Origin of the sequence: Serratia sp. EWG9 (assembly GCF_019913725.1) — a bacterium.
Taxonomy (GTDB): domain Bacteria; phylum Pseudomonadota; class Gammaproteobacteria; order Enterobacterales; family Enterobacteriaceae; genus Serratia; species Serratia ureilytica.
Genome location: NZ_JADNRO010000008.1, coordinates 54605 through 77802, shown reverse-complemented (window position 1 = coordinate 77802; position 23198 = coordinate 54605). Strand labels below are relative to the sequence as shown.

Genomic DNA, 23198 nt, shown 5'->3' with positions numbered 1-23198 from the left:
TGATTAACATTTTATCGTCATTTATTTGACATTTTCGCAGCATATAGAGTATTGATTGACCGTTCAATCAATCAAATTCAAAGTGTGATTTGCCTATCAGTTGGGGAAAATATGTACCGCAGAGACATTCCTGAGCAGCGCAAGGAGCAGTTGATTAACGCCGCCTTCGAAACCATCAGCGTGGTGGGGTTGGCCGGCGTCACCCTGTCGCAGGTGGCGAAAGAAGCCGGGCTGTCGACCGGCATCGTCAGCCACTATTTTGGCGATAAGGAGGGATTGTTGAGCGCGACCATGCGCAAGATCCTGCGCGATCTGCGCGACGCGGTGGCCGAGTGCCGCGCTCAGGCGGCGAGCGACAGCCAGTCGCAGCTGTGCGCCATCATTCAGGGCAACTTCCACCCCAGTCAAACCAACGCCATTTCCATGCGCGCCTGGCTCGACTTCTGGGCCGCCAGCATGCACCAGCCGGTGCTGCGCCGCCTGCAGCGCGCCAACGATCGGCGGCTCTATTCCAATATATGCAGCCAGTTCCGCCGCGAGCTGCCGCTGCAGCAGGCGCGCGACGCGGCGCGCGGGCTGGCGGCGATGATCGATGGGCTCTGGCTGCGCGGCAGCCTAGCCGGGGATGACACCGATCTGCAGCAGGATTACCGCATCGCCTGCGACTACGTGATACAACGGCTCAAGGCCGCGCCATCGATGGTGTGAACGGCAGCGTCAGCGCGGCTCCTGCTCTTCGCTGTACTGGGTTTGCCACATGGCGGCGTAGCGGCCGTTCGCCGCCAACAGCGCCTCATGCCCCCCGCGCTCGACGATCTCCCCCGCCTCCAGCACGATGATCTCATCGGCGTCCACCACGGTGGAGAGCCGATGGGCGATCACCAGCGTGGTGTGGTTGCGGCTCACCTCGCGCAGGTGCCCCTGGATTTCGCGCTCGGTCTGGGTATCCAGCGCGCTGGTCGCCTCGTCGAACACCAGGATGGCCGGATTTTTCAGGATGGTGCGCGCGATCGCCACCCGCTGCTTTTCACCGCCCGACAGCTTCAGCCCGCGCTCGCCCACCCGGGTGTCGTAACCGTCGGGCAGACCGACGATAAAATCATGGATATGCGCCAGCCGCGCCGCACGCTCGATTTCTTCATCGCTGGAGCCGGTTTTGCCATAGCCGATGTTGTAGCGCAGCGTATCGTTGAACAGCACCGTATCCTGCGGCACGATGCCGATCGCCTGCCGCAGACTGGCCTGGGTCAGTTGGCGAATGTCCTGGCCGTCGAGGGTAATGGCGCCGCCCTGCACGTCGTAAAAGCGAAACAGCAGGCGCGACAGCGTGGACTTGCCCGCGCCGGAGGCGCCGACCACCGCCACCGTGTGGCCCGCCGGAATGGTAAAACTCACCTGCTTGAGGATCGGTCGGCGCGTGTCGTAACCGAAGCTGACCGCGTCGAACCGCACTTCGCCGCGGTCGAGGCGCAGCGGCTGCGCATCCGGGCTATCGACGATCTCACGCTTTTCCTGCAGCAGATCGAACATGTTCTCCATGTCGATCAGCGCCTGGCGCACCTCCGAGTAGATAAAGCCGAAGAAGTTCAGCGGCTGGTACAGCTGCAGCAGGTAGGCGTTGACCAGCACGAAGTCGCCGACCGTCATCGTCCCCTGCGTAATGCCCTGCGCCGCCATGGCCATCATGACGATCAGCCCGATCGAGATAATGGCGGTTTGCCCCAGGTTGATCGCGGTAAAACTGAATTGGTTCTTGATGGCGGCGTATTCGTACAGCCGGCGCGACAGATCGAAGCGCTCAGCCTCGAACGCTTCATTGCCGAAGTACTTCACGGTCTCATAGTTCAGCAGGCTGTCGATGGATTTGCTGTTGGCGTCGGCGTTGGCCTTGTTGAGCTCGCGGCGAAAGCGGGTGCGCCAGCTCACCGCCAGCACGGTGAACAGGATGTAGCAGCCGACCGTGGTCAGGATCGCCAACGCGAACCAGCCGTTCAGCATATGCCACATGATCGCCGTGACCAGCGTCAGCTCGAACAGGATCGGCACGATGGAGAACAACAATCGCGACAGCACCGTGGACACCGCCTGGGTGCCGCGCTCGATAGACAGCGACAGCCCGCCGGTCTGGCGCTCCAGATGAAAGCGCAGGCTCAGCGCATGCAGCTGGCGAAACACCCGCACGCCCAACAGGCGCGTGGCGTTCTGGCTGACGTGGATAAACATCACGTTGCGCAGTTCCTCAAACAGCGCGCCGCCCACCCGCGCCACGCCGTAGGCGACGATCAGCCCCAGCGGCACCGCCAGCATTTTCGCCGTCTCGCCGCTCAGCGCATCGACCATCGCTTTGTAGGCCAGCGGCACCAGCGTGGTGCTGACCTTGGCCGCCACCATGAACACGAAGGCCACCACCAAATACCCCCGCAGCCGCGGGTTGTCTTTCGGCCACAGATAGGGCAGCAGGAATTTCAGCAAGCGGGAACGATCCATCATGTAATATTCATCTTCTCGGTCGGGCTCGCGGCGCATGGCCGCGCGGGGGTTATGAGTTTGGTCTGGCCGGCGGCGAACGCCGCAGCCATTCCGTTTTCCTGCGATGGCAACTCAGCATCATCCGTCAGGAGAAGCGGCGGCGACTCGGGCAAAGTTCAGGCATGGAGGAGACAATCACATGACCCAGACGTATGCAAAGCGCTTTGCGCAGGTCTTTGACTATATCGACCGCCACCTGGACGAGGCGCTTACCGTCGACAAGCTGAGCGAAGTGGCCCATTTTTCGCGCTTTCACTTTCAACGCCAGTTTAGCGCGTATTGCGGCATCTCGGTGTGGCGTTATATCCAGTGGATGAGGCTTAAACGCGCCTCTTACCGCCTGGCGTATAACCCGCTGGAGCCGGTGATTGACATCGCGCTGGACGCCGGCTTTCAAAACCCGGAGTCCTTCAGCCGCGCCTTCAAACAGGCGTTCAGCCAAACGCCGAGCCAGTTTCGCAAACAGCCGGCCTGGATCGATTGGCAGCAGCGCTTTCCCGAACCGAAACACAGAAGGAAACACCCCATGAAGGTAGACATTGTCGACTGCCCGGCCACGCCGGTGGCGATGCTCGAACATCGCGGCCCGTCCGCGCTGGTCAATGAAACCGCCGCGCGCTTTATCGAGTGGCGTAAAACCAGCGGCCTGTCGCCGGTCAGAAGCAGCCGCACGTACGGCATCGCGCCGCACGATCCGGCCACCACCGAAGCGCAGGACTTCCGCTTCTACCTCTGCGGGGAGGTCACGGCGCCGATCCCGGAGGACAACGCCTTCGGCGTGGTGAACAGCATGCTGCCGGCCGGACGCTGCGCGGTGCTGCGCCATCTCGGATCGCTGGATGGGCTCTCGGAAAGCGCCCGCTATCTCTACAGCGAGTGGTTGCCGGCCAGCGGCGAGGAACTGCGCGACTTTCCGCTCTATTTCCACTACCACAACTTCGTGCACGAGGTAGCGGAATATGAACTGGTGACCGATCTTTATCTGCCGCTGAAATAGCTGACATCCGGCCCCGCAAGGAGCCTGATTGACGTTAACAGGACGGCGACGATCCCTGCGGCGGCAGATAGCGCTGCGGATCGAGCGCGGTGGCGCGGTAGCGGATCTGGAAATGCAGGAACACCGAATCGGTGCCGGTGCTGCCCATGGTGCCGATCTTCTGCCCCGCTTTCACATCCTGGCCATTGCGCACCAGCGTGGTGTCGTTGTGCGCATAGGCGGTAATAAAGTCTTCGCCGTGCTTAATCATGATCAGGTTGCCGTAGCCGCGCAATTGGTTGCCGACGTACACCACTTTGCCCTTGGCGGAAGCATAGATCGGCTGGCCGCGTTTACCGGCGATGTCGATGCCCTTGTTGCCGCCATCGGCATTGGAGTACGCCTGCACGATCCGGCCGCTGGTCGGCCAGCGCCAGCAACGTGCGGCGCCCGGCGGCGGCGTTTGCTTGGCGATCGCGGCGGAAGACGAGGATGTTTTACGGCGCGTAGCGGCGGTTTTGGTCGGCGCACTGCCGCTCAGCCGCAGTTTTTGCCCCACTTCCAGATTATAGGGCGGGCGTATCTTGTTGATTCTGGCCAGATCGCCGACTTCGCTGTCGGTGATCCAGGCGATGTAGTACAGCGTATCGCCCCGTTTGACGGTGTAGGACTTGCCGGTGTAGCTGCCCTTCGGCAGTTTGTCGTAGTCGCGGTTGTAGGTGTTTTTACCCGAACACCCGGCCAACAGCAGCCCCAATGTCAGACACACCGCGATGCGGCGCCACCTTGCCAGCTTGCTTCCTGTGCTCAAATCCTGTCCCCAATCGTCTTTCGGTTCTGATACGCGTCAGCCGCACAGTGTAACATTTGCGCCGGGTCAGTCAAAAACCCCCAGACGGTCTATGCTAAACAGGTAAGGATGACTGATTAATTACCCAACGACGAAATGGAGTACTGTCATGTTGAACCTCGACCGCAATAATCTGCCCCTCCTGAGCGAAGAGCTGCTCAAAAAGCAACGCACCACCCTGCTGATCATCGCCTTCCTGCTGCTGGCGGGCGGCATACTGTGCCTGGTGAATCCTTTCGCCTCCGGCGCAGCGCTGAGCATCGTAGTGGGCATCCTGCTGCTGTTGAGCGGCGCCGGGCTGATTATCGCCATGATAGCCAACCGGGCGCAGAATACCTGGCCGATGATCGGCGGCATTCTGCTGGGCGTGGCCTACCTGATTATCGGCTATGTGTTCATCACCAGCCCGCTGGCGGGCATTCTGGCGCTGGCGGTCTACCTCGCCGTGCTGTTTGCGCTCGGCGGCATCGCGCGCCTGGCGGCAGGCTATATGCGCCGAGGCCTGCCGGGCAACTGGCTGCAGTTCGTCATCGGCGTGCTCGATTTGATCATCGCCTGGATGCTGATCGGCTCAGGCCCGGCGGCGTCGGTGACGCTGGTGACGGCGATCGTCGGCATCGAGATGCTGGTCAGTTCCTTTGCCCTGTTCCAGGCTGCGAATCTGTTTAAACGCGCCTGATCGTAACGGCCCGCCGACGGCGGGCCGCCATCCCCTCCCCATTTGCAAACAAAACAAGGCGATACCCCCTCAGCTTGTCCGTGGTTATCTTCATCGGTAAGTGCCAATATAGGCGAAGACAAGGGAGCTGAAACCGATGACAACCCATTCCAAACCGTTGAACTCGCGGGAAGTCTGCCTGCAATTACGCCACTTCAACCAGGTAATCGGGCAACAATGCCGCAATATGGCACGCCAAAAAACCGCTTGCCCGTGCTGCCTGACGGACATCGCCACCGGCTGCGACGCCGGTATCAAACTGTGTGGACAGCAGTTGGCCAAACCCAACCCGCAAACCCCGTTATTCCGGCAGATTCGCAACCTGCTGCTCGACCTGCGCGCAGAAGCGATAGGGGTTCACAGAATAGACGTCCTGAACCGCACCAATAACGAAATCTCCTGGCTGTTGCGCGAGCTTTATTTCGAGACATTCTGAACACGAGGGCCGCGCGCCCATCGCTTGATACCTGCCGGTGCGGGCAAGATGCCGCACCGTTTCACCGCCGCACCAGCCGACTTTTCGCCACGTTATCTTTTTGCGTTCTCCCCACTTTACGACCGCCATCACACCTCGCCAACCCCACATTGCGTTGGTTATAGAGTCGTCTACAATTCAATCGAATTACCCCCTACAACATCAGAAATTATTATTATTAGAGGTGATTATGTTACAGAAACACGAAAACGTAATAAGTATGACTGTACTAAGCCCGCAAGCCACCCAAGAGCTGATGCCCTCATTTTCTTCCTTGCCCCACACGCAACATGCCGACGGCAAATATCGCCTGCGCCGTTATTCCGTCGTGAAATACCTCAACCCCAACATCGCCGAAGTGGGGCCGCGTACCTTCATGCAGTCGGATCAGATCAACCATTTCCAGGGCAACGTGGTGCGCCGCTTCGAGCCTATCGACAGCGCCGTGCTGCAGAGCGCCGGCATGGCGGAGATGTGCAACCTGTTTGCCGAAAATAACGAACTGCCGGAAGGCGCCGAAATAGAGATCCACCAGATGCGCGTGGTCGCCATCCAAAAAGATACGCTGGTGGCGCCGGAAGGCATTCACCAGGACGGTTTCGACCATATCGCGATGATCGCCATTCACCGCCACAATATCGTCGGCGGCGAAATCATGCTGTACGACGACAGCCGCCACGATCCTTTCTTCAAAAAAGCGCTGGCCGACGGTGAAGCCGTGCTGTTGGCGGACAGTAAACTGTGGCACAACGCCACGCCGATCAATACCGTAAGCCCGAATGAAGAAGGCTATCTGGATCTCTTCGTCCTCACCGCTCGGGGAGAGAAAGCATGACCTTTACCCCCGAGCTCGCCCGACGCCAGTTCAGCGCCCTGTCCCGGCAGATCGACGGCAAACCGGCGATCTTTTTCGACGGCCCCGGCGGTGCGCAAGTTTCCCGGGGCGTGCTGGAAAAAATGACCGACTACCTGGGGAAGTACAACGCCAACCTGGGCGGGCACTATTTCTCCAGCCGGGTTACCGGCGAGGTGATGAGCCAGGCGCGCGAATCGGTGCGCGCCTTGTTAAATGCGCCGTCGCCCGACAACATCGTCTTCGGCATGAACATGACCACGCTGACCTTTCATCTCAGCCGCATCATCAGTCGCGATTGGCGGGACGGCGATGAGGTCATCGTCACCGCGCTGGATCACTACGCCAACGTCTCCAGCTGGCAGCAGGCCGCCGCCGACAAAGGCGCCGTGGTGCATCAGATAGCGCTGGAGAGCGCCGATTGTTCTCTCGACGCGGCAAAAGTGTGCGCGCGCATCAACGCCAACACGCGTCTGGTGGCGGTCAGCTACGCGTCCAACGTCACCGGCAGCATCGTCGATATCAAAACCATCGTTGAAGCCGCGCATCGGGTGGGCGCGCAGGTGTATGTCGACGCCGTTCATTACGCGCCGCATAACCTGATCGACGTGCAGGCGTTGGGATGTGACTTCCTGGTGTGCTCCGCCTACAAATTCTTTGGCCCGCACGTCGGCATGGCCTACATCGCGCCGCAGTGGCTGCAGCGCCTGCGGCCGTACAAAGTCGAGCCGGCCACCGACGTCGGCCCCGGCCGTTTCGAGACCGGCACGCAGAGCTTCGAAGCGCTGGCCGGCGTCGCGGCCGCTATCGAGTATTTGGCGCAGTGGGGCACGCCCGACGCGCCGTTAAGGCAGCGCTTGCAGGAGAGCTTCGCCGCCTACCACCGGCATGAAGAGGCGCTGTGCCGCCACTTTTTGCAACGGCTGCAGCAACTCGACGGCGTGCGGCTCTACGGCAATCCGCAGGCGGACAGCGCACGCCGCACGCCGACCTTCGCCCTGACCTTCAGCGGCCAGGCGCCCGACGCGATCGCCCGACGGCTGGGGCACCACAACATCTGCGCCGGTAGCGGACATTTCTATGCGCTGGGCCTGATTCAGCAACTGGGGCTGCAGGACGGCGGCGTGCTGCGCATCGGCATGATGCACTACAACACCCTTGATGAGATCGATACGCTGTTTGAAATACTCGCCAAGGAGATCCTCGGTTAATGCGCCATAACGGCCCGCCCGGTTTTCCGGCGGGCCACACCGCATGAATAGCCGTGCGTCTCGCCGGAGGCGTTAAACGTGAATAACGCTCCCCCTGTTTGAGGGGTTGGGTAGAATAGGCGGGATTTTTTTGAAAAGGGATTTTAACGTTGAGAAAATATGCCGTTATCACCGCCGCGTTGATGATGTCTTCCTGCGCCACGCCGGAAAAGTGGGAAGCGCAAACGGCGGCTCCGACACCCCTTGAAGCCGCCAGAGCAAGCTGCCGACAAGAAGCCGAACAACGCTATCCCGTGAGCCTGTCTTTAGACACCCGCTCGCCTGTATTCTCCTCCATGAATATCAACGGCGCGGATATCCCCAATACTCACGGCGTCGTTTTTCCTTCGGACCGTAATGAAATGCGCAGAAAAGAACACGTTAATGCCTGCATGAAATTGGAGGGATGGGAAAATAAGAATAAGGTGACGGGGTTATTGGCCTTTTTATTTAACTAACGGCAACGTGAATTATTCGGAATTACCGCGTAGAGACAGCGGTAATTCCGCTCTATAGAGCGGCGTCGGCCTCCTGCGCCAGCCCGACTATTTTGCTACGATATTACAGTCACCACCTTTCCTCCATTCAGGGCGATAATCAAACAAATGGAATAAATCAATTTATGAGTGAGAAAGACACCTCCTTAAATAAGCCGCAAAGCCATATCAACAAAGCGGTATTCTTCACCTCTGCAGTCCTCATTTTTCTTCTGGTCGCCTTCGCCGCCTTTTTCCCCGACGTCGCTGACAAAAACTTCAAGCTTCTGCAGCAACAAATCTTCACCAACGCCAGCTGGTTTTATATTTTGGCCGTGGCGCTCATATTGCTCAGCGTGACGTTTCTGGGGCTTTCTCGTTACGGCGACATCAAACTTGGCCCCGATCATGCGCAACCCGATTTTCGCTATCACTCCTGGTTTGCCATGCTGTTTTCGGCGGGGATGGGCATTGGTCTGATGTTCTTCGGCGTGGCAGAACCGGTTATGCACTATCTCTCGCCGCCGGTCGGCACGCCCGAGAGCATCGAGGCGGCCAAACAAGCCATGCGCCTGACCTTTTTCCACTGGGGGCTGCATGCCTGGGCGATCTACGCCATCGTGGCGTTGATTCTGGCCTTCTTCAGCTATCGGCATGGCCTGCCGTTGACCCTGCGCTCCGCGCTTTATCCGATCATCGGCGATCGCATTTATGGCCCTATCGGCCACGCCGTCGATATCTTCGCCGTCATCGGCACCGTATTCGGGGTCGCGACCTCGCTGGGTTATGGCGTATTGCAGGTCAACGCCGGGCTTAACCACCTGTTTGGCGTGCCAATCAACGAAACCGTTCAGGTGATATTAATCGTGGTGATTACCGGGCTGGCCACCATTTCCGTGGTTTCCGGGCTGGAGAAGGGCATACGCTTTCTGTCGGAGCTGAACCTCAGCCTGGCGCTGTTGCTCCTGGCCTTGGTCTTGCTGTTGGGGCCAACCGTTTTGCTGTTGAAATCCTTTGTGGAAAATACCGGCGGCTATCTGTCCGAGCTGGTCAGCAAAACCTTCAACCTGTATGCCTATGAACCCAAATCCAGCAACTGGCTAGGCGGATGGACGCTGCTCTACTGGGGGTGGTGGCTCTCCTGGTCGCCTTTCGTCGGGATGTTCATCGCACGGGTTTCCCGCGGCCGAACCATCCGCGAATTTGTCACGGGCGTGCTGTTCGTCCCGGCCGGCTTCACCCTCATGTGGATGACCGTGTTCGGCAACAGCGCCATTTACCTCATCATGGAAAAGGGCGCGACAGATCTCGCCGCTACGGTACAACAAGACGTGGCCTTGGCGTTGTTTAACTTCCTGGAGCATTTCCCATTCTCCAGCGTGCTTTCGTTTATCGCCATGGCGATGGTTATCGTCTTTTTTGTCACGTCCGCCGACTCCGGCGCCATGGTCGTGGATACGCTGGCTTCGGGCGGCTCCAGCAACACGCCGGTATGGCAACGCATTTTCTGGGCGTCGCTGATGGGCATCGTCGCCATCGCCTTGCTGATCGCCGGGGGGCTCAGCGCGCTGCAAACCGTCACCATCGCCAGCGCGCTGCCTTTCTCGGCCATCTTGCTGATATCCATTTACGGTTTGCTTAAGGCGCTGCGTCGCGATCTGACCAAGCGCGACAGCCAGAATATGGCCACCATCGCCCCTACCGCCGCCCGCAATCCTATCCCCTGGCAGCGCAGGCTGCGTAATATCGCTTATCTGCCAAAGCGCTCGCTGGTTAAGCGCTTTATGGACGAAGTCATCCAGTCGGCCATGACGCTGGTGCAGGAGGAGCTGAGTAAGCAAGGCACGCTCAGCAGTATCAACACCGGCGCGGAAGATCGCATTCGTTTCGAGGTTGATTTAGGCGATGAGCTTAACTTTATCTATGAAGTCAGACTGCGCGGCTACAGCTCGCCGACCTTCGCCCTGGCCGGGCTGGATAATGATGAACAGCAAGCCGAGCAGCACAAATATTATCGCGCGGAGATCTACCTGAAAGAAGGCGGCCAGAACTACGATGTCATGGGCTGGAATCAGGAGCAGTTGATCAACGATATTCTCGACCAGTACGAAAAGCATCTGCATTTCTTGCATCTGGTGCGCTGAATGCCGACATGCCGTCCCCAGGGGCGGCATTTTTTTGCCCTGCTTTCTTCACCACGGCGCTGACACAAGTTTGGGTCGCCGTTCACCTCGTTCTTCCCCTAGGGAAGGACATAATCCATCGTGTAGCGGTGCGTGCCTTGGTCGATCTCGATCGTCATCGTTCCACTCAATTGCGTCAGCTCGCCCGTCCCGGAATCGGGGACGACCGTCAACTGCAGCGACGAAACCCCACGGTTCATGGTGCCGCTGTGCTGTAACACGAAGCTGCCCTTGTGGCCATGCAAGGTCCCCGTTACGCGCTCCATTGCCACATAACCGGCGGAGCCATGCGCCTCCATGCGTACAGCCAGCATTTCTCCGAGGCTGGCCGCAGTCAGGTCACCATGAAATTGCTTATCAATCGTCATCCGACTGAGCTTGGCCGTCTCAATTTCAGCCGTTGCGGTTTGCGGCGTCAATTTGACGTCGAATGTTCCTGTCGCATGCATTTTACAAACCCCTTTGTTAAGGTTGATGACACAGACGCATCGGTGCGCGCTGCGTTCCTGGCAATGGCCGCGGCAAAGATTAAACGCGCCCATACAGATCAATCTGTCGAGTTATAAAATCGTCATTATCTTCCAGCAGCTATCGCGGCGCATAACGCGGCGCGAAGACATATGTGAATGTATCAGGAGCGACCAGGTAGATGATTGCAAAAACGCGACAAGTCGCCCCGCATGACGGTAGCTCAAGATGACGGCCGGGAATGCCAAACCGCGCGGAGTGCTGCATCCGCAGCCGACGCAAAGTCAGTTTATACACGAGCGCCACTCGCCATCAGCTGCGTTGGCCGATCTGGTCGAGCACTACTGGTGCGTGCGCTGGGATCTGCGGGAGTTACCGCCTCAGCGGCAAGCGACGCTGCCCCACCCCAACGTGCATCTGGTGATCGAACGGAATGAATCATACGTTTACGGCGTTCACACCGATCGCTTCGAGCGGCTCCTTGAAGGGCGAGGCTTCGCCTTCGGCATCAAGTTTAAGCCGGGCGGCTTCCATCCCTTTCTGCAAGCGCCCATATCGACGCTCGCGAACCGCTCGATGCCTGCGCAGACCGTGTTTGGCGCTGATTGCCAGTCGCTGGCGACGCGTATCGCCACGTGCGCTACGACGAGTGCGATGACGCTCGTGGCGGAGGCTTTCCTGCTGGCGCAGCGGCCCCAACCCGATCCTAACGTCGCGCGAGCGAACAGGCTCGTGGCCGCTATCGCCGGCAACCTTGGCATAACGTCGGTAAACCAATTGCTGGGCACTGCGGCGATAGACAAACGCGCGCTACAGAGGCTATTTCATAAATACGTAGGCGTCGGCCCCAAATGGGTGATCCAACGCTATCGTCTGCATGAAGCCATCGCGCAACTGCAGGCTCACGCGCCTCGCGATTGGAGCAGGCTGGCGCTGGAATTGGGCTATTTTGATCAGGCCCATTTCGCTCGCGATTTTCGCGCTCTGGTGGGCCAGTCGCCCAGCGAGTATGTCAGGTCCCTGCACGCGGAGAATAACGGCATACAGGCGGCCTTTGCCAAACGCTGACCTGCTTTATTGAGAGACAAGGCGCAATGTCAGAATGACTTCGGCGAGATGAGTGCCAGAGGCTGAAACGGGAAATAACGCGTGCTGTGAACGTGTAAGACGAAGGAGTAAACGGGCTTGGAGCGGGTGAAGGGAATCGAACCCTCGTATGCAGCTTGGGAAGCTGCCGTTCTACCATTGAACTACACCCGCATCGGTGTGCGACAGGCATTATAACCGGTTATCGGCGGCGGGCAAGCGGAGATGGCGCGTAACTGTCGATGTTTTAAGCGGTTAAGTCCTGCAGACGAAAAAAAACCGGCGCAGTTGCCCGCACCGGTTGTTGCACGCTAAACGCGATTATTTCTGCGGGCGCATCGCCGGGAACAGAATCACGTCGCGGATGGTGTGGCTGTTGGTGAACAGCATCACCATGCGGTCGATGCCGATGCCCAGACCGGCGGTCGGCGGCAGGCCGTGCTCCAGCGCGGTGACGTAGTCTTCGTCGTAGAACATCGCTTCGTCGTCGCCGGCGTCTTTGGCGTTCACCTGATCGGCAAAGCGCTGCGCCTGGTCTTCGGCGTCGTTCAGCTCGGAGAAGCCGTTGCCGATTTCACGGCCGCCGATGAAGAACTCGAAACGGTCGGTGATTTCCGGGTTCACGTCGTTGCGGCGCGCCAGCGGCGACACTTCAGCCGGGTACTCGGTGATGAAGGTCGGCTGAATCAGATGGCTTTCCGCCACTTCTTCGAAGATCTCGGTCACGACGCGGCCCAGGCCCCAGCTCTTCTCAACCTTGATGCCGATGGATTCCGCGATGGCCACCGCTTTGCCCATGTCGGCCAGGTCAGCCAGATCGGTTTCCGGACGGTATTTCTTGATCGCCTCGGTCATGGTCAGCTTCTCGAACGGCTTGCCGAAGTCGAACACTTCGTCGCCGTACTGCACCTGAGAGGTGCCCAGCACTTTCTCGGTCAGGGTGCGGAACAGCGTCTCGGTCAGCTCGATCAGGTCTTTGTAATCCGCGTAAGCCATGTAGAGTTCCATCATGGTGAACTCTGGGTTGTGACGCGGAGAAACGCCTTCGTTGCGGAAGTTGCGGTTGATTTCGAACACGCGCTCAAAGCCGCCGACCACCAGACGCTTCAGATACAGTTCCGGCGCGATGCGCAGGTACATGTCGATATCCAGCGCATTGTGGTGGGTGATGAACGGACGCGCCGACGCGCCACCCGGGATCACCTGCATCATCGGGGTTTCGACTTCCATGAAGCCGCGTTCCACCATGAAGTTACGGATAGCCGACATCACCTGAGAACGCACCTTGAAGGTGTTGCGCGACTCTTCGTTGGCGATCAGATCCAGGTAACGCTGGCGGTAACGAGTTTCCTGATCCGCCAGGCCGTGGAATTTGTCCGGCAGCGGACGCAGCGCTTTGGTCAGCAGACGCAGTTCGGTGCAGTGGATCGACAGTTCGCCGGTCTTGGTTTTGAACAGCTTGCCGCGCGCGCCGAGGATATCGCCCAGGTCCCACTTCTTGAACTGTTCGTTGTACACGCCTTCAGCCAGATCGTCGCGCGCGACGTACAGCTGAATGCGGCCGCCCACGTCCTGCAGCGTAACGAAGGATGCCTTGCCCATAATGCGGCGGGTCATCATGCGGCCGGCGACGGTCACTTCTACGCCCAGCGCTTCCAGCTCTTCGTTGTCTTTATCGCCGTATGCGGCGTGCAGTTTGTCGGAGGTGGAGTCGCGACGGAAGTCGTTCGGGAACGCAATGCCGTTCTCACGCAGGCCGGCCAGTTTCTCGCGGCGGGACTGCAGCTCGTTATTGAGATCCAGCGCCTGATCGGCGCCCTGTACTTGTTGTTCAGACATTTCTATTCCTCATAACCCGGCTTTCAAACTTGCCTCAATGAATTTATCCAGGTCGCCATCCAGTACGGCCTGCGTGTTACGCGTTTCGACGTTGGTGCGCAAATCCTTGATGCGGGAGTCATCCAGCACGTAAGAACGGATTTGGCTGCCCCAGCCGATGTCGGACTTGTTGTCTTCCATCGCCTGTTTATCAGCATTTTTCTTTTGCATCTCAAACTCGTACAGCTTGGCTCGCAGCTGTTTAAACGCTTGATCCTTGTTCTTATGCTGAGAACGATCGTTCTGGCACTGCACCACGATGTTGGTTGGCAGGTGAGTAATACGTACGGCGGATTCGGTTTTGTTGACGTGCTGACCGCCCGCACCGGAGGCGCGGTACACGTCGATGCGCAGATCCGCCGGGTTGATATCGATGTCGATATCGTCGTCCACTTCCGGGTAGATGAACACCGAGCTGAACGAGGTGTGGCGACGGCCGCCGGAGTCGAACGGGCTCTTGCGCACCAGGCGGTGAACGCCGGTTTCAGTGCGCAACCAGCCGAACGCGTAGTCGCCGATGATCTTGATGGTGGCCGATTTCAGGCCCGCAACGTCGCCGTCGGACTCTTCGATCACTTCGGTCTTGAAGCCCTTGGCTTCGGCCCAGCGCAGGTACATGCGCAGCAGCATGCTGGCCCAGTCTTGCGCTTCGGTGCCGCCGGAGCCGGCCTGAATGTCCAGATAGCAGTCGGCGCTGTCGTATTCGCCAGAGAACATGCGGCGGAATTCCAGCTGCTCGAGCTTGGCGATCAGTTGATCGAGTTCGGCGACCGCTTCGTTGAAGGTCTCTTCATCGTCGGCTTCCACCGCCAGCTCCAGCAGACCGCTGACGTCTTCGCTGCCCTGCTGCAGGTGATCGATGGTTTCAACGATGGCTTCCAGCGCGGCGCGCTCTTTGCCGAGCGCCTGTGCGCGCTCCGGTTCGTTCCAAACGTCCGGCTGCTCCAGCTCGGCGTTGACTTCTTCTAGGCGTTCCTTCTTGGCATCATAGTCAAAGATACCCCCTAAGAACCGCAGTCCGCTCGGACAGGTCCTGAATTCGGTTTTTTACCGGGTTAATTTCAAACATGGTTTTGCGTTCTTTTACGTTGATGTCGTCGATGGCGGAATGCCATTGGAACCGCTAATTCTAACGGATCCGGGCGGCAGTTTATAGCGAGTTGGTCAGTTTTTGTGGCGATCGGGAAGGATGCCGGGGATTGGAGAGCCCAATCCCCGAGTTGTGTTCAATTTCGCCTCAGCGCGGCCAAAGGTGCTGGATCAGCAGTTGCACGTTGCGGTTGCCGCGAAACTCGTTGACATCGAGTTTGTAGGCCAGTTCCACTTCGCGCACGCTGCTGTCCGGCCACAGCGTGGTGTCCACGTTGAACGCGATGCCGTCGAGCAACGGGCCGCCGCCAAGCGGTTCCACCATCAGCTTCAGGTGTTTCTCACCCACCAGCCGCTGCTGCAGGATGCGGAACTTGCCGTCGAAGGTCGGTTCCGGGAACGCCTGGCCCCACGGGCCGCCCTCGCGCAGCAGCTCCGCCGTCGTCAACGACAGCTCCTGCATCGCCAGTTCGCCATCGGACCAGATCACCCCTTCCAACATCGCCGGATCGAGCCATTCGCCCACCAGCTCGCCGAAACGCTGGCGGAACTCGTCGAATTTAGCCTCTTCCAGCGACAGCCCGGCCGCCATCGCGTGGCCGCCGAACTTCATCATCAGCCCGGGGTTCAGCATATCCAGCCGCTCCAGCGCGTCGCGCATGTGCAAGCCGGGCACCGAACGGCCGGAGCCTTTCAGGATGCCGTCGCCCGCCGGCGCGAAAGCGATCACCGGACGGTGGAAACGCTCTTTGATGCGCGAAGCGAGGATGCCCACCACGCCCTGATGCCATTCCGGATGATACATCGCCAGCCCGTAAGGCAGCTCGGTGCTGGTGCGCTCCAGCTGATCGCACAGCTGCAGGGCTTCCATCTGCATGCCCTGCTCTATCTCGCGTCGCGTCTGGTTCAGCGCATCGAGATCGTTGGCCAGCATGCGCGCCTGCGCGATGTCGTCGCTCAACAGTAGCGCCACACCGATCGACATGTCGTCCAGCCTGCCGGCGGCGTTGAGCCGCGGGCCGAGGGCGAAACCGAGATCGTTGGCCGCCAGTTGGCGGGCGTCGCGGTTGGCCACCTCAAGCAGCGCGCGGATGCCCGGTCGGCATTTGCCGGCGCGGATGCGATTTAACCCCTGATACACCAGAATGCGGTTGTTGGCGTCCAGCGGCACCACATCGGCCACGGTGCCGAGCGCCACCAGATCCAGCAGTTCCGCCAGATTGGGCATCGCCAGCGCGCGCTGCTCGAACCAGCCGCTGTCCCGCAGCCGGGCGCGCAGCGCCAGCATCAGGTAGAACGCCACGCCTACCCCCGCCAGCGATTTGGACGGGAAGGCGCAGCCGCGCAGGTTGGGGTTAACGATCGCTTCAGCCGCCGGCAGGGTCTCGCCCGGCAGGTGGTGATCGGTCACCAGCACCTGCATGCCTTTGGCGTGCGCCACGTCGACGCCGGCGTGGGAGGAGATGCCGTTATCGACGGTAACAATGAGTTCTGCGCCGCGCGCCGCCGCCTGCTCCACCACTTCGGGGCTCAGGCCGTAACCGTCTTCGAAACGGTTAGGCACCAGATAATCGACGGCTGCGCCGCCCATGCTGCGCAGCGCCAGCACCGTCAGCGCGGTGCTGGTGGCGCCATCGGCGTCGAAATCGCCCACCACCATGATGCGGCGACCGTCGGCCAGCGCTTGCTGCAACAGGCTGACGGCGTCGTCGATGCCGTCCAGCTGTTGCCAGGGCAGCATGCCCTTAACGCCGCGCTCCAGCTCTTGCTCAGCCTGCACGCCGCGCAGGGCGTAAAGCCGGCGCAGAAGCGGCGGCAAACTGGCGGGCAGATGCGTGTCGTCCGCCGCCGGGCGGCGGCGTAGTTGCGTTTTGATACTCACCGGCGATTAACCACCGGCTTTGGTGGCGGCCTGATGCGCGTCCAGCATGGCGGCCATCTCTTTCGGCCCCTGATAGCCCGGGATCATCATGCCGTTTTCCAGGATGATGGCCGGCGTGCCCTGAATGCCGAACTGCACGCCCAGCTCGTAATGCTTGCTGATGTCGGTTTTGCAGGTCGCCGGAGAAACGGCGTCGCCCTTCATGGCGGCGTCGAACGCCTTGGCCTTGTCGGCGGTGCACCAGATCGACTGCATGTCTTTTTCAGCCTGGGAAGCCAGCCCCTGGCGCGGGAACGCCAGGTAACGCACGGTAATGCCCAGATCGTTGTACTCTTTCATCTGCTGATGCAGTTTGTGACAGTAACCGCAGGTGATATCGGTGAACACGGTGATCACGTGTTTCTCTTTCGGCGCTTTGTAAACGATCATCTGATCTTTCAGCGCTTCCATCTTGGTGCTCAGCAGTTGGTTGGTCACGTTGACCGGCTCTTTGCCGCTGACGTCGAACAGCGGGCCCTGCAGGATGTGCTTGCCGTCTTCGGAGGCGTACAGCACGCCGCTGTCGGTCAGCACGGTTTTCAGGCCGTTGACCGGCGAAGGCTGCACGTCCGCCTGCTGAATGCCCAGGCTGGCGAGCGCTTTTTTGATCGCCGCGTCATCGGCATGGGCGGCGCCGGCCACCGAAGCCACCAGCAGAGAGAGCAGCATTAAACCTTTTTTCATTGTTCCAATCCTTTCGAACCCGCCGCTCAGGCGCGCGGGTGATGCTGTTGATGTAGCTGTTTCAGTCGTTCGGTCGCTACATGAGTATAAATTTGCGTGGTCGAGAGATCGCTGTGGCCTAACAACATCTGTACGACACGGAGATCGGCCCCATGGTTCAGCAAATGGGTGGCGAACGCGTGCCGCAACACGTGCGGCGACAGACGCTCGCTGTCGATGCCCGCAAGGATGGCATAGTGTTTGATGCGATGCCAGAACGTCTGTCGGGTCATTTGCTGACACCGGTTGCTGGGGAACAGCACATCCAGCGTCTGGCCGTTGACCAGCCACGGGCGACCGTGCTCCAGATAATTTTCGATCCAGTAGACCGCTTCTTCGCCCAGCGGCACCAGCCGCTCCTTGTTGCCCTTGCCGATCACCCGCACCACGCCCTGACGCAGGCTGACGTCGCTGATGTTCAACCCCACCAGCTCAGAGACCCGCAGCCCGGTCGCGTACAACACCTCGAGCATCGCCTTGTCGCGCAGCTCCAGCGGCTGATCGACGCAGGGCGCCTGCAGCAACGCATCGACCTGCGCCTCGCTCAGATCCTTCGGCAAACGCTGCGGCAACTTCGGGGAAGCCAGCTGTGCGGTGGGATCGTCGGCGCGCAGCTTTTCGCGGTACAGATACTGAAACAGGCGACGCATGGCGCTCAGCAAGCGCGCGGAGCTGGTGGCCTTGTAGCCGCCGTCCACCCGCTCGGCGAGAAACGCCTGCAGATCCAAGGCCTGCGCCTGCAGCAAGTCGGTGTTTTGCTGGCCAAGCCAGGCGCCCAGGGCCTGCAAATCCAGCCGGTAGGAGGCCAGCGTATTTTCCGCCAGATTGCGCTCAAGCCACAGCGCATCCAGGAATTGTTCAATCAGCGCATTGTCTTGCTGTTGCACGCGGTCCTCTCTTCGTTGCATTTCCACCCGCGCCATTATGCCTTAAGCCGAGGCAAATCAGGTATACTCGCTGCAATTCTCTAAACAGCAACGTAACGGTTTACACATGAAGATTGGTCTGTTTTACGGCTCCAGCACCTGCTACACCGAGATGGCGGCAGAAAAAATCCGTGAGATTCTGGGTGAAGACCTGGTCGACCTGCACAACCTGAAAGATGTCTCGCCCAAGCTGATGGAGGACTATTCCATTCTCATCCTCGGCATCCCGACCTGGGATTTCGGCGAACTGCAGGAAGACTGGGAAGCGATCTGGCCGCAGCTGCCGGCGCTGGATCTGAAAGGCAAGATCGTCGCCATGTACGGCATGGGCGATCAGCTCGGTTACGGCGAGTGGTTCCTCGACGCGCTGGGTATGCTGCACGATCACATCGCGCCGCTGGGCGTGCAGTTCATCGGCTTCTGGCCAACGGAGGGCTTCGAGTTCACCAGCCCCAAACCGCTGAGCGCCGACGGCAAACACTTCGTCGGCCTGGCGCTCGATGAGGTCAACCAATACGATCTGAGCGAAGAGCGCCTGCAGCAATGGTGCGAACAGATCCTGTTGGAGATGGAGCCGCTGCTGTAGCCGCTATCGGGCGATCTTCCCCAAACGCCGAGCGCCGGCGACATGATTCGCGCCGGCGCCCCCTATCAGTCTTGTTCGCCGTCACCCGCCGGCGGATACAGCAACAGCTGCCGCAGGTGGCGCCACTCCTCTTTGCTCATGCAGTCGGAAGCCAGCCACAGCCGACGGCGCTTTTTGCCCTCCATAGGCTGTAACGTCAGCAGCAGGCCGTAGCCCGGCATCCAAGGCTTTTTCGCCAGCCGCCATTCTCGGCCGTGCCAACTGAAACGCCTGTCCGCCAGCAGCCGCAGTTCACCCTGCACCGCAGCGATGCGCTTCTGGCTGCGAATGCACTGAAACACCACCAGCGTCAGCAACACCAGCCAGAGCGGACCAAAGCCTTCCGGCCAGGGCGAAATCAGTATCAGCAGGATCAGGACGCCGTGGGTCAACAGAGAGAACAGCTGGGTGCGCCAGGAAATGCGGATATCACATCGCCACTGGGCCACGATCTTTATTTCGCGTTTGGATCAGGGTCACCATTCTTTGCAGCTCGCTGTCCTGCGGCGCGCCATGATTCATCAGCCAGTTGAACAAATCGGGATCGTCGCACTCGAGCAGACGGATGAACAGCGCCTTGTCCGCATCATTCAGGCTGTCGTATTCGTATTCGAAGAACGGCATGATGGAGATGTCCAGCTCGCGCATGCCACGACGGCAAGCCCAGTGAATACGTGCTTTGTTGTTAATATCCATGTTGTTATGACTCACCTCTTTTCAGCGCGGCAGCGCCAGCGCAGGGTTCAAATGACACACTGTATGGCAACGCCGTCGCAATATAATTCCATCAACCGGGGATCTGTCTGCAAGGGTGCCCTGGCCGCAAGCCTATAGAGTAACAATTTGACATACACGCCGGGAAGGCGCTTTGTGGCGGAAAACGCAATAAAGCGCAAAATGCCAAAAAAAGCGCCCCCCGGCGCCGCGGCGCGAATAACAGTTTGCAAAGCCCGCCGCCTCTTTTACCATGGGTTCAATACCCTTCAGGTAAGCTAAACGTTGAGCAGGAACTTACTATGGCGCATAACATTCCATTCCCACCCCGTCAGCCCTCCGCTTCCACCCATCTGCCCCTGACGCTGATCTCGCTGGAAGATTGGGCGCTGGTGACGCTGAACGGGCCGGACGCGGTGAAATATCTCCAGGGCCAGGTGACGGCGGACATCGACGCGCTGGCGGCCGATCAACACGTGCTGTGCGCCCACTGCGACGCCAAGGGCAAAATGTGGAGCAACCTGCGTCTGTTCCACCGTGGCGAAGGCTTCGCCTATCTGGAGCGCCGCAGCGTGCTGGACAGCCAACTGGCAGAAATCAAAAAATACGCGGTGTTCTCCAAAGTCACCATCGCCGCCGATAATGACGCGGTATTGCTGGGCGTCGCCGGTTTCCAGGCGCGCGCCGCGCTGGCGGGCCTGTTCGCCACGCTGCCGAGCGCCGAGCACCCGGTGATGCAGGAAGGCGAAACCACGCTGCTGCACTTCGCTGCACCGGCGGAACGTTTTCTGCTGGTGACCCGCCCCGCCGTAGCCGAACAGCTGATCGGCAAACTGCATGATCAGGCGGAACTGAATGACAGCAGCCAGTGGCTGGCGCTGGAAATCGAAGCCGGTTATCCGGTTATCGACGCCGCCAACAGCGCGCAGCTGATCCCGCAGGCCACCAACCTGCAGGCGCTGGAAGGCATCAGCTTCAGCAAAGGCTGCTATACCGGCCAGGAGATGGTGGCGCGCGCCAAATTCCGCGGCGCCAACAAACGCGCGCTCTACTGGCTGGAAGGTAAAGCCGCTCGCGCCCCGCAGGCGGCGGAAGATCTGGAGCTGCAGCTGGGTGAAAACTGGCGCCGCACCGGCACCGTACTGGCGTCGAGCCAATTGGCCGACGGCACGCTGTGGGTGCAGGTGGTGATGAACAACGATTTGGACGCCGACAGCAAGCTGCGGGTGCGCGACGATGCTGCCAGCCAGTTGGCGATCAAACCGTTGCCCTACTCGCTGGCCGAAGAGAAATAATCCGTCGGCCGCAGGCGCCCTGCCTGCGGCCATCTTCGTTACTCGTCCAACTCCCCGTCGCGCTGCACCAGATAAATCAGCACCAAAATGATGGTGATGAAGAAACGAAAGGCATCGGGAACGCCGTTCCACTGCTTCGACATCCACATGCCGAACCACTCGCCGCCTATCGACATGAAACCGACCTGCCAGGTGAGGAAGCCCAGCGTCAGGCCGACCACCGCCAGCTTTTTGCGGCCGTTGAAGGCCCTGGCGGGCAGTTTCAGGCCGCCCAACAGTCGCAGGCCGCCGATCCAGCACAGCAGCGCGGTCAGGCTTTCCAGCGCAATGATGAAAATATAACCGGCGTGATGCAGCCACGGCGTCTGTATCGAGCGATAGCCGATGGTGGCGTCGGGGAAAATCGTGTCCATCATAAAGACATGGCGCACGAAGGCGAAGTTGGAGCCGTAGTCGGTGATGTTGCCGAAGGCGACCAGCGAAGCGAACAAGGCGATAGCGCAGACCAGCAGCGCTTTGGATAAGCGAACGATCATCTTGGTGAGTCCTGAACAGAGGTTAAAGAAACGGTATGCGGGCTCAGAAATGAAGGAACGGGCTTGCTGGATACCCGAAAGAAGCAAGCGCCTCTTTTTTAAAACAAAAGAGGCGCCAGTTCAATACGCATTCAGACGTAGCGGCAACGCTTAGACGTACAGATAGATCGCCATGAAATGGCAGGCGCTGCCACCGAGCACGAAGCCGTGCCAGATGGCGTGGCCAAAGCGAATGCGCTTGGAAGCGTAGAAAATCACGCCCAGGGTATAGACCACCCCGCCGATCGCCAGCAGCGTGACGCCGCCGGCCTCCAGCCGCGTGACCAACTGATAAATCACGATCAGCGACAGCCAGCCCATCGTCAGGTAGGTCACCAACGACAGGGCTTCAAAACGGTGGGCGAAGGCCAGTTTGAACAGCACGCCGAGCAGCGCCAACCCCCAGATTACCGCCATCAATCCCTTCGCCAGCGGCGAATCCAGCCCCACCAGCAAAAACGGTGTGTAAGTGCCGGCAATCAGGAGATAAATGGCGCAGTGATCGAACTTTTTCAGCCAATGCTTGGCCTTCTGATGCGGAATCGCATGGTACAGTGTGGAAGCGAGAAACAGCAGGATCATGCTGCCGCCGTACAGGCTGTAACTGGTGATGGCCGTCGCATCGGCGCCGGTATTCACCGCCTGCACCAACAGCAACACCAGGCCGACGATGCCGAACACCAGCCCGATGCCGTGGCTGATGCTGTTGGCGATCTCTTCCGCCCACGGATAAGCCGCGGCGACAATCTTATTGGTCCCGGCTTTCACTACGTCCGTTTTCCCCATAACGCGCAACCCCTCAAAATGCCCTGCTTTGTTCGAAATTAACGCAAAGCAGCTTAACTGAGAATAATTCCAGTGTACACGTGTACGCTAAAATAAAAATGTGAACGCGTGTAACCATCGAAATCCCCTGCCCAGTGGTCTACAATCGTCAGGCTTCAACCCACCCACCTTGAGGTTTACACCATGTCATCCGCTGTACCCGCGTTAGATTTCGGTTCAATGACCCAGGCCATCCAGTTCCTGATGGAAATCGATAAGTTGAAAGGCGTGCAACGCCGCACCAAAGTGCTGGGCACCCAGCGCCAGGAAAACTCCGCCGAACACAGTTGGCACTTCGCCATCGCCGCCATGAGCCTGGCCCCGTACGCCGGTGATGACGTAGACATTCAGCGCGTGATCCAGATGGCGCTGCTGCATGACATCGTGGAAATCGACGCCGGTGACGTACTGGTCTACGATCTGGCCGCCCGCGCGGCGATCCACGATCAGGAAGTGGCGGCGGCACGTCGTCTGTTCGGCATGTTGCCGCAGACACAGCGCGAGTATTTCACCGCTTTATGGCAGGAGTATGAAGAGGGCGAAAGCGCCGATGCCCGCTTCGCCTTGCTGCTGGATCGCACCATGCCGATGCTGATGAACCTGCACAACGAAGGCCAGAGCTGGGTGGAAAACGGCATCAGCCTGGAGCAGGTTCTGTCGCGCAATGCGGCGATCGCCGACGTGCATCCCGAGCTGTGGCGCCACCTGGAGCAACATCTGCGGGACGCGCAGCGCAAAGGCTGGTTGAAATAAGGGAACCGGG

Annotated in this window: 24 protein-coding genes and 1 tRNA gene; 12 read left to right on the top strand and 13 right to left on the bottom strand. The window is 59.6% G+C overall.

The features are described 5' to 3' along the window. Window positions 1–111 precede the first annotated feature (111 nt). Window positions 112–708: a transcriptional regulator BetI gene (gene betI / locus ITX55_RS17760; protein WP_033644794.1), complete on the top strand. Its 597-nt coding sequence runs from the start codon at window positions 112–114 to the stop codon at window positions 706–708. A 9-nt stretch (window positions 709–717) separates the two neighbouring features. On the opposite strand, the gene ITX55_RS17755 is transcribed toward betI, so the two are convergent. Continuing rightward, complete coding sequence (locus ITX55_RS17755; protein WP_047026659.1) at window positions 718–2487, bottom strand: ABC transporter ATP-binding protein/permease; 1770 nt, start codon at window positions 2485–2487, stop codon at window positions 718–720. A 181-nt stretch (window positions 2488–2668) separates the two neighbouring features. On the opposite strand from ITX55_RS17755, the gene ITX55_RS17750 reads away from it, so the two are divergent. Next, window positions 2669–3526 carry a GyrI-like domain-containing protein gene (locus tag ITX55_RS17750; protein ID WP_033652160.1) on the top strand — a complete coding sequence of 286 codons (858 nt, stop codon included), beginning with the start codon at window positions 2669–2671 and terminating at the stop codon, window positions 3524–3526. 34 nt (window positions 3527–3560) lie between these two features. On the opposite strand, the gene actS is transcribed toward ITX55_RS17750, so the two are convergent. Continuing rightward, complete coding sequence (actS, locus tag ITX55_RS17745; RefSeq protein ID WP_164107274.1) at window positions 3561–4316, bottom strand: amidase activator ActS; 756 nt, start codon at window positions 4314–4316, stop codon at window positions 3561–3563. Between the two features lie 148 nt (window positions 4317–4464). Between actS and ITX55_RS17740 the strand changes: the two genes are divergently transcribed. The 6 genes from ITX55_RS17740 (at window position 4465) to ITX55_RS17715 (ending at window position 10271) form a co-directional block, all read left to right on the top strand. Next, window positions 4465–5034, top strand: a complete 570-nt coding sequence (locus ITX55_RS17740) for an HdeD family acid-resistance protein (RefSeq protein WP_033644791.1) — start codon at window positions 4465–4467, stop codon at window positions 5032–5034. A 136-nt stretch (window positions 5035–5170) separates the two neighbouring features. Further along, window positions 5171–5509 (top strand): hypothetical protein, encoded by a 339-nt coding sequence (locus tag ITX55_RS17735; protein ID WP_033644790.1) that lies wholly within the window; start codon window positions 5171–5173, stop codon window positions 5507–5509. A 259-nt stretch (window positions 5510–5768) separates the two neighbouring features. After that, entirely contained in the window at window positions 5769–6383 is a 615-nt protein-coding gene (locus tag ITX55_RS17730; RefSeq protein WP_223524591.1) for a 2OG-Fe dioxygenase family protein, read from the top strand. Then, window positions 6380–7612 (top strand): cysteine desulfurase-like protein, encoded by a 1233-nt coding sequence (locus ITX55_RS17725; protein ID WP_101453762.1) that lies wholly within the window; start codon window positions 6380–6382, stop codon window positions 7610–7612. The genes ITX55_RS17730 and ITX55_RS17725 overlap by 4 nt, the downstream gene beginning before the upstream one ends. A 149-nt stretch (window positions 7613–7761) precedes the next feature. Then, window positions 7762–8109: a hypothetical protein gene (locus tag ITX55_RS17720; RefSeq protein WP_052752701.1), complete on the top strand. Its 348-nt coding sequence runs from the start codon at window positions 7762–7764 to the stop codon at window positions 8107–8109. A gap of 164 nt (window positions 8110–8273) precedes the next feature. Then, on the top strand, window positions 8274–10271 hold the full coding sequence (locus ITX55_RS17715; RefSeq protein ID WP_033644786.1) for a choline BCCT transporter BetT: 1998 nt from the start codon (window positions 8274–8276) through the stop codon (window positions 10269–10271). A gap of 98 nt (window positions 10272–10369) precedes the next feature. Here the strand turns inward: ITX55_RS17715 and ITX55_RS17710 are convergent, their stop codons facing one another. Beyond that, complete coding sequence (locus tag ITX55_RS17710) at window positions 10370–10759, bottom strand: DUF3224 domain-containing protein (RefSeq protein ID WP_047026636.1); 390 nt, start codon at window positions 10757–10759, stop codon at window positions 10370–10372. A gap of 247 nt (window positions 10760–11006) precedes the next feature. Between ITX55_RS17710 and ITX55_RS17705 the strand changes: the two genes are divergently transcribed. Then, window positions 11007–11846, top strand: a complete 840-nt coding sequence (locus ITX55_RS17705; protein WP_050440160.1) for a helix-turn-helix domain-containing protein — start codon at window positions 11007–11009, stop codon at window positions 11844–11846. A gap of 118 nt (window positions 11847–11964) precedes the next feature. On the opposite strand, the gene ITX55_RS17700 is transcribed toward ITX55_RS17705, so the two are convergent. The 6 genes from ITX55_RS17700 to xerD all read right to left on the bottom strand — a co-directional run bounded on the left by ITX55_RS17700 (window position 11965) and on the right by xerD (window position 18362). Then, a tRNA-Gly gene (locus tag ITX55_RS17700) sits at window positions 11965–12038 on the bottom strand. A gap of 147 nt (window positions 12039–12185) precedes the next feature. Next, entirely contained in the window at window positions 12186–13703 is a 1518-nt protein-coding gene (gene lysS / locus ITX55_RS17695) for a lysine--tRNA ligase (protein ID WP_004931697.1), read from the bottom strand. Window positions 13704–13712: 9 nt separating this feature from the next. Then, a protein-coding gene (gene prfB, locus ITX55_RS17690; RefSeq protein ID WP_099783420.1) for a peptide chain release factor 2 occupies window positions 13713–14811 on the bottom strand; the annotation gives its coding sequence in 2 pieces (ribosomal slippage) (window positions 13713–14735 and window positions 14737–14811; 1098 coding nt in all). Between the two features lie 168 nt (window positions 14812–14979). Next, window positions 14980–16713 (bottom strand): single-stranded-DNA-specific exonuclease RecJ, encoded by a 1734-nt coding sequence (recJ, locus tag ITX55_RS17685; RefSeq protein ID WP_213588258.1) that lies wholly within the window; start codon window positions 16711–16713, stop codon window positions 14980–14982. 6 nt (window positions 16714–16719) lie between these two features. After that, window positions 16720–17436, bottom strand: coding sequence for a bifunctional protein-disulfide isomerase/oxidoreductase DsbC (gene dsbC, locus ITX55_RS17680; protein ID WP_042785306.1), 717 nt, complete (start codon window positions 17434–17436; stop codon window positions 16720–16722). Window positions 17437–17462: 26 nt separating this feature from the next. Beyond that, window positions 17463–18362, bottom strand: coding sequence for a site-specific tyrosine recombinase XerD (xerD, locus tag ITX55_RS17675; protein ID WP_033644935.1), 900 nt, complete (start codon window positions 18360–18362; stop codon window positions 17463–17465). Between the two features lie 106 nt (window positions 18363–18468). Here xerD and fldB point away from each other — a divergent pair, with 106 nt between their 5' ends. Continuing rightward, window positions 18469–18987 carry a flavodoxin FldB gene (gene fldB, locus ITX55_RS17670; protein WP_033635825.1) on the top strand — a complete coding sequence of 173 codons (519 nt, stop codon included), beginning with the start codon at window positions 18469–18471 and terminating at the stop codon, window positions 18985–18987. A gap of 65 nt (window positions 18988–19052) precedes the next feature. Here fldB and ITX55_RS17665 read toward each other — a convergent pair whose 3' ends face one another. Together ITX55_RS17665 and sdhE are read right to left on the bottom strand one after the other, a co-directional pair. Continuing rightward, window positions 19053–19475, bottom strand: a complete 423-nt coding sequence (locus ITX55_RS17665) for a protein YgfX (RefSeq protein ID WP_042785308.1) — start codon at window positions 19473–19475, stop codon at window positions 19053–19055. Next, on the bottom strand, window positions 19456–19722 hold the full coding sequence (gene sdhE, locus ITX55_RS17660; protein WP_019455657.1) for an FAD assembly factor SdhE: 267 nt from the start codon (window positions 19720–19722) through the stop codon (window positions 19456–19458). Before sdhE ends, ITX55_RS17665 begins: the two co-directional genes overlap by 20 nt. 320 nt (window positions 19723–20042) lie before the next feature. Here sdhE and ygfZ point away from each other — a divergent pair, with 320 nt between their 5' ends. After that, on the top strand, window positions 20043–21035 hold the full coding sequence (gene ygfZ / locus ITX55_RS17655) for a tRNA-modifying protein YgfZ (RefSeq protein ID WP_223085250.1): 993 nt from the start codon (window positions 20043–20045) through the stop codon (window positions 21033–21035). 38 nt (window positions 21036–21073) lie between these two features. On the opposite strand, the gene ITX55_RS17650 is transcribed toward ygfZ, so the two are convergent. Both ITX55_RS17650 and ITX55_RS17645 read right to left on the bottom strand, forming a co-directional pair. After that, window positions 21074–21571: a DUF2165 family protein gene (locus tag ITX55_RS17650; RefSeq protein WP_033644774.1), complete on the bottom strand. Its 498-nt coding sequence runs from the start codon at window positions 21569–21571 to the stop codon at window positions 21074–21076. Window positions 21572–21721: 150 nt separating this feature from the next. Continuing rightward, window positions 21722–22396: a hemolysin III family protein gene (locus ITX55_RS17645; protein WP_033644772.1), complete on the bottom strand. Its 675-nt coding sequence runs from the start codon at window positions 22394–22396 to the stop codon at window positions 21722–21724. A gap of 183 nt (window positions 22397–22579) precedes the next feature. Between ITX55_RS17645 and ITX55_RS17640 the strand changes: the two genes are divergently transcribed. Next, window positions 22580–23188 (top strand): HD family hydrolase, encoded by a 609-nt coding sequence (locus tag ITX55_RS17640; RefSeq protein WP_033644771.1) that lies wholly within the window; start codon window positions 22580–22582, stop codon window positions 23186–23188. Window positions 23189–23198: the final 10 nt, after the last annotated feature.

What these genes read in the sequence shown, in the direction of transcription:
- betI (WP_033644794.1), top strand. Translation starts at nt 112, where the DNA reads ATGTACCGCAGAGACATTCCTGAGCAGCGCAAGGAGCAGTTGATTAAC.
- ITX55_RS17755 (WP_047026659.1), bottom strand. Translation starts at nt 2,487, where the DNA reads ATGGATCGTTCCCGCTTGCTGAAATTCCTGCTGCCCTATCTGTGGCCG.
- ITX55_RS17750 (WP_033652160.1), top strand. Translation starts at nt 2,669, where the DNA reads ATGACCCAGACGTATGCAAAGCGCTTTGCGCAGGTCTTTGACTATATC.
- ITX55_RS17740 (WP_033644791.1), top strand. Translation starts at nt 4,465, where the DNA reads ATGTTGAACCTCGACCGCAATAATCTGCCCCTCCTGAGCGAAGAGCTG.
- ITX55_RS17735 (WP_033644790.1), top strand. Translation starts at nt 5,171, where the DNA reads ATGACAACCCATTCCAAACCGTTGAACTCGCGGGAAGTCTGCCTGCAA.
- ITX55_RS17730 (WP_223524591.1), top strand. Translation starts at nt 5,769, where the DNA reads ATGACTGTACTAAGCCCGCAAGCCACCCAAGAGCTGATGCCCTCATTT.
- ITX55_RS17725 (WP_101453762.1), top strand. Translation starts at nt 6,380, where the DNA reads ATGACCTTTACCCCCGAGCTCGCCCGACGCCAGTTCAGCGCCCTGTCC.
- ITX55_RS17715 (WP_033644786.1), top strand. Translation starts at nt 8,274, where the DNA reads ATGAGTGAGAAAGACACCTCCTTAAATAAGCCGCAAAGCCATATCAAC.
- ITX55_RS17710 (WP_047026636.1), bottom strand. Translation starts at nt 10,759, where the DNA reads ATGCATGCGACAGGAACATTCGACGTCAAATTGACGCCGCAAACCGCA.
- ITX55_RS17705 (WP_050440160.1), top strand. Translation starts at nt 11,007, where the DNA reads ATGACGGCCGGGAATGCCAAACCGCGCGGAGTGCTGCATCCGCAGCCG.
- lysS (WP_004931697.1), bottom strand. Translation starts at nt 13,703, where the DNA reads ATGTCTGAACAACAAGTACAGGGCGCCGATCAGGCGCTGGATCTCAAT.
- dsbC (WP_042785306.1), bottom strand. Translation starts at nt 17,436, where the DNA reads ATGAAAAAAGGTTTAATGCTGCTCTCTCTGCTGGTGGCTTCGGTGGCC.
- fldB (WP_033635825.1), top strand. Translation starts at nt 18,469, where the DNA reads ATGAAGATTGGTCTGTTTTACGGCTCCAGCACCTGCTACACCGAGATG.
- sdhE (WP_019455657.1), bottom strand. Translation starts at nt 19,722, where the DNA reads ATGGATATTAACAACAAAGCACGTATTCACTGGGCTTGCCGTCGTGGC.
- ygfZ (WP_223085250.1), top strand. Translation starts at nt 20,043, where the DNA reads ATGGCGCATAACATTCCATTCCCACCCCGTCAGCCCTCCGCTTCCACC.
- ITX55_RS17650 (WP_033644774.1), bottom strand. Translation starts at nt 21,571, where the DNA reads ATGATCGTTCGCTTATCCAAAGCGCTGCTGGTCTGCGCTATCGCCTTG.
- ITX55_RS17645 (WP_033644772.1), bottom strand. Translation starts at nt 22,396, where the DNA reads ATGGGGAAAACGGACGTAGTGAAAGCCGGGACCAATAAGATTGTCGCC.
- ITX55_RS17640 (WP_033644771.1), top strand. Translation starts at nt 22,580, where the DNA reads ATGTCATCCGCTGTACCCGCGTTAGATTTCGGTTCAATGACCCAGGCC.